Source organism: Endothiovibrio diazotrophicus, from assembly GCF_054657215.1.
Genome location: NZ_BAAHXB010000198.1, coordinates 1 through 4,134 on the forward strand (window position 1 = coordinate 1; position 4,134 = coordinate 4,134).

Sequence of the window (4,134 nt, forward strand, 5' to 3'; positions counted from 1 at the left end):
CTAAGTAACCGAAACGAAGAAGCAACCTCTTCCATCAATGCCCGCGCCTGGGCCGGATCGTCGTTGGTGACGTAACGGACCAGCACGTTGGTATCGACCACGATCACGACCGGTCATACCGGACGGGTGGCTCGGCGACGGCTGTGCCCTGCTCATCCCGCCACTGACGACGTAGCGCTTCGGTGATCCCCGACTCCATCCCCTCAAAGCTCTTCTCGGGACCGGAGTAGCCGGCACAGCCCAAGCCGTCTTCCAGGCGATTCGGTGGAAACGAATTCTATTGAAAAAAACAACAGGAAAGGCCTGACCCCTTTTCCGCTCATCGCGCGGTTTCCCACCACCACTCCCGTACGGGCCAGGAATCAATCCGGGAAAAAACAGGTGGTGGTCAGCGGTTCAGGGTGACGGACAACAGCCATGTCGCTAGTAACCCCGGAGAGGATCAGGACGCTACAGAGGAAGCTCTGCACCAAGGCCAAGCAAGAGCCGGAGTGTCCCGCTCCCGATAGGGGAGAGGTTAGAACTCCTCCCACTCCTCGTCGCTACCCCTCGCGGAGGCGCCGGCCGTCTTGGGCGCCGTCAGCTTCTTGGCCGGTGCCGGGCGCGCCGCCGGGCGGGAGGCGGCGCGCTTGGCGGGGGCCAGTGTGGGGGCGCCGGCGGGGCCTTCCACCTTGAAGAAGCCCATCAACTTCTGCAGCGCCTCGGCCTGCTCCTCCATGGACTTGGAGGCGGCGGCGGCCTCTTCCACCAGGGCGGCGTTCTGCTGGGTCATTTCGTCCATCTGGGTGACCGCCTTGTTCACCTGCTCGATGCCGGAGGACTGCTCAGCGCTGGCGGCGGCGATCTCGGAGACGATGTCGGTCACCTTCTTCACCCCGTCGAGGATGCCGCTGAGGGCATCGCCCGAGGCGTTGACCAGCTTGGAACCCTCCTCCACCTTGGACACCGAGTCCTTGATCAGGTCGGAGATCTCCTTGGCCGAGTCGGCGGAGCGCTGGGCCAGCTTGCGCACCTCCTGGGCGACCACCGCGAAGCCGCGACCCTGCTCGCCGGCCCGCGCCGCCTCCACGGCGGCGTTGAGCGCCAGCAGGTTGGTCTGGAAGGCGATCTCATCGATGACGCCGATGATGTCGGCGATCTGCTTGCTGGATGCGTTGATCTCGCCCATGGCGGTGACCGCACGGCCCACCACCTCGCCCCCCTGTTCCGCCTCATCGCGGGCACTCTCCGCCAACCGGCTGGCCTGGCGGGCGTTGTCGGCGTTCTGGCGCACGGTGGAGGTGAGCTCCTCCATGCTCGATGCGGTCTCCTCCAGACTGGAGGCCTGCTCCTCGGTGCGCTGGCTGAGGTCGATGTTGCCCTGGGCGATCTCCGCCGAGGCGCTCTCGATGGAACCGGAGGCCTCGCGCACCTGCTGGACGATGTGGGAGAGGTTCTGACTCATCTCGCGCATGGCGGAGTAGACGCCGGTGGCCTCGCCCGCCTCGAACCTCGTGGTCAGGTCCCCCTCGGCGATCTTCTCGCTGATCCCCTGCATCTCGCCGGGTTCGCCGCCCAGCTGACGCTGCACGCCGCGGGTGAGGAAGAAGGTGATGATACCGACGATGACGATGGCGATGAGCGCGCCGGCGATGCTGACGGTGATGGTGGTGTCGCCGAGGTCGTTGGCCCGGTCGGTGCGCACCTTGATCAACTTCTGCTCCTCGCCGACGAACTCGCTGATCCGCGCGCGGATGGTGTCCATGTACTTCTTGCCGGTGCCCTTCTCGATCTCGGCGGTGATGTCGTCCATGGTGGCGGTCACCTTGTTCATCTCGCGCCGTGCCTCGATCTCGGGCTCGGCGGCGTCGCGGGCCCAGCCCTCGGCCCTCTCCACCGCTTGATCGAGGGCGGTGCGCACCGCCGCCACGTCGTAGTCGAGGTCGTAGGCGTTGGCCAGATGGGTGCGCAGCTCGGCCACGTGCTTCTTGAACTCGGCCTGGCCGTTGACGTAGGGCTCCAGGGAGGCCTCCTGGCCGGAGAGCAGGAAACCGCGCTGGCCGGTCTCCTGGTTGATCATGTCCATCAGGATCAGCGTGGTGAGGAGATAGCCCTCATCGTCGTCGGCGCGCTTGAAGGCGCTGTCCACCTTGGCGATGGCGGCGCGGAAGCCGTCGAAGTGCTCCTTGCCCACGGTGCGGGCGGAGAGCTCCTTGAAGCGCCGGGCGGCGGCCTCGCCCTTCACCACCTCGCGGCGGATCTTGATGTTGACCTCGGCGGCCTCCTTCAGCCACTGCCGCTCCAGGGCCTCGATTCCCTCCAGGCGATTCACCTGGGTGGGGTTGTCGCTGACCGTCTGTTTCAGCTTGCCGACCACGTCGTCGAAGGCCTTCTGGCCGCCCTTGTAGGGCTCCAGGAACACCTCCTTGCCCGCCACCAGGAAGCCGCGCATGCCGGTCTCCATATCGACCATGGCGGCGCCGATGGCCTTGCCCTCGGCGATCACCCTGTGGGTGTGGTCGACCCAGTGGGTGGCGTCGATCATCCCCTTGACGCTGGAGAAGACCACCGCGGCGATGATGACGATGGCCGCCAGAGGGACGGCGAAACCGAGCAGCAGTTTCGTGCGCAGTTTCATGTTCGATGATTGATTCATTGTTCTTCCCTTTCGGTCCCGCGAGTGGGGAGTGATTCTTCAACAGGGGGGCGTGCCATCGTTACAGCCGAGCGGGCACCAGGGTCAGGTCTTTCCGCTTGCGCTGAAAATCAGATGGACGCCCGAAGCTCAATCTTCCTGGCGACGGGCTCGATCCAGTTGACGACGCCGTGGCCGGGGTTCTTTTTTCGACGGATGGTGAGGATGCCATAGCCGGCGAGGAGCTTGATGTCCTTGCGAATCGCATCCGGGTTTCGGCGCAGCCCATCGGAGATGTCCCGTATGGTACCGGGGTGGTGGGCGACCCACTCCATCACACGGTGGCGCTGGGGGGTCATCACTTCGAGGAAGTCGCGGGCCTTTTCGAAGGTGATGACGATGGACTCCGGAACCTTCTTCCCGGCATCCAGATCACGCGCCAGCTCCCGCCCGCGGGAGAAGAAATCGTCAACGTCTCCGGTTCCGACCGTGGTTTTCATCGTAGAGCGCCCTCACCTCTTGCTCGAACCGCCTTTCCAGCGCCTCGAATGATTCAAACTCGATGGGTTCCACCCATCCCTTGAAGTGCCGATGGTGGTAGCCGTGCCGATTGTCGTAGCCCAGCACCCGGCCGTTGTCTCCCATATGAAGGGTCGGATCAATGTACGTCAGGCTGTAGCCGACCACCTCGCCCCGCTCGTTGGAGGTAACCACTCGCTGCAGCAGGATCCCCCTGCGCTTGTCAATGTAGTGGCGATCGACATGCCCTTGTAGCCGCTGGTCGCGGCGTGCCGCCTTTCGTTGTTGAGGCTTCCGGACCAACAGCCTGGTTCCCTGACATCCAGGCTGGAAGATACCGGAGTTTGATCGGTTTGGCGAGGCAGTGATCCACTCCATAGCAGGGCGAAGTAGGCGCTGACGGTCTGCCGGGTAATCTGGAACGGGGCGGCGATCTCGCTCAGGTTGAGCAACTGATGGAGCGGAACAGTTCGGGTACGTGCTGGATTTCGTCCAGAATCACCCGTTCCGGCAGACGATCGACAAATCCGATGGGGTCAGCCTGTGGGCTCCACCTTCCAGGCGCCAATCGGTTTGTCGATGTCCAGTTCGATGTCGGTCTGAACCGCCTTGTGGAGCCGAAAGAGGTCCTCTTCGGTGACCGGGCGGGGCTCGTCGGGCAACCGGTAGAGCAGGTCGATGGCGCGGGCGTGGCCGACCACCTCCTGGTGGTCCTTCAGCGGCTTGCCGGCGACGGTCAGCCCCTCGGCGAGGACGAAGGCGGTCTCGCCGAGGGTGAGGGTGTTGCCTTCGATGGCGGTGGAGGTGTGGGTCCAGAGGTCGCGGAGTTGGGCGATCACTTCGCGCTTGAGTCCCTCGTCAAGGCCATCGAGGAAGGGGAAGAGCGGGTGGTTGACGGAAGTCACCGCGGCTAACCGTTGTCGCCGGCCAGCTCTTTCGGCAGCGGGAAGACCTTCTCCTCCCGTTCGCCGCGACTCTCCACCGCGGCCTCGACGCCCCAT

The 4,134-nt window shown here is 64.6% G+C and carries 4 protein-coding genes; all 4 read right to left on the reverse strand.

From position 1 onward, the window contains the following. Window positions 1-517: 517 nt before the first annotated feature. Complete coding sequence (locus tag ACYQ2W_RS25300; RefSeq protein ID WP_459873661.1) at window positions 518-2,617, reverse strand: methyl-accepting chemotaxis protein; 2,100 nt, start codon at window positions 2,615-2,617, stop codon at window positions 518-520. Window positions 2,618-2,745: 128 nt separating this feature from the next. Next, entirely contained in the window at window positions 2,746-3,114 is a 369-nt protein-coding gene (locus tag ACYQ2W_RS25305; RefSeq protein ID WP_459873663.1) for an HVO_A0114 family putative DNA-binding protein, read from the reverse strand. Next, on the reverse strand, window positions 3,083-3,436 hold the full coding sequence (locus ACYQ2W_RS25310; protein WP_459873665.1) for a hypothetical protein: 354 nt from the start codon (window positions 3,434-3,436) through the stop codon (window positions 3,083-3,085). The genes ACYQ2W_RS25305 and ACYQ2W_RS25310 overlap by 32 nt, the downstream gene beginning before the upstream one ends. Window positions 3,437-3,669: 233 nt before the next feature. Continuing rightward, complete coding sequence (locus ACYQ2W_RS25315) at window positions 3,670-4,038, reverse strand: Fic family protein (RefSeq protein ID WP_459873667.1); 369 nt, start codon at window positions 4,036-4,038, stop codon at window positions 3,670-3,672. Window positions 4,039-4,134 lie beyond the last annotated feature (96 nt).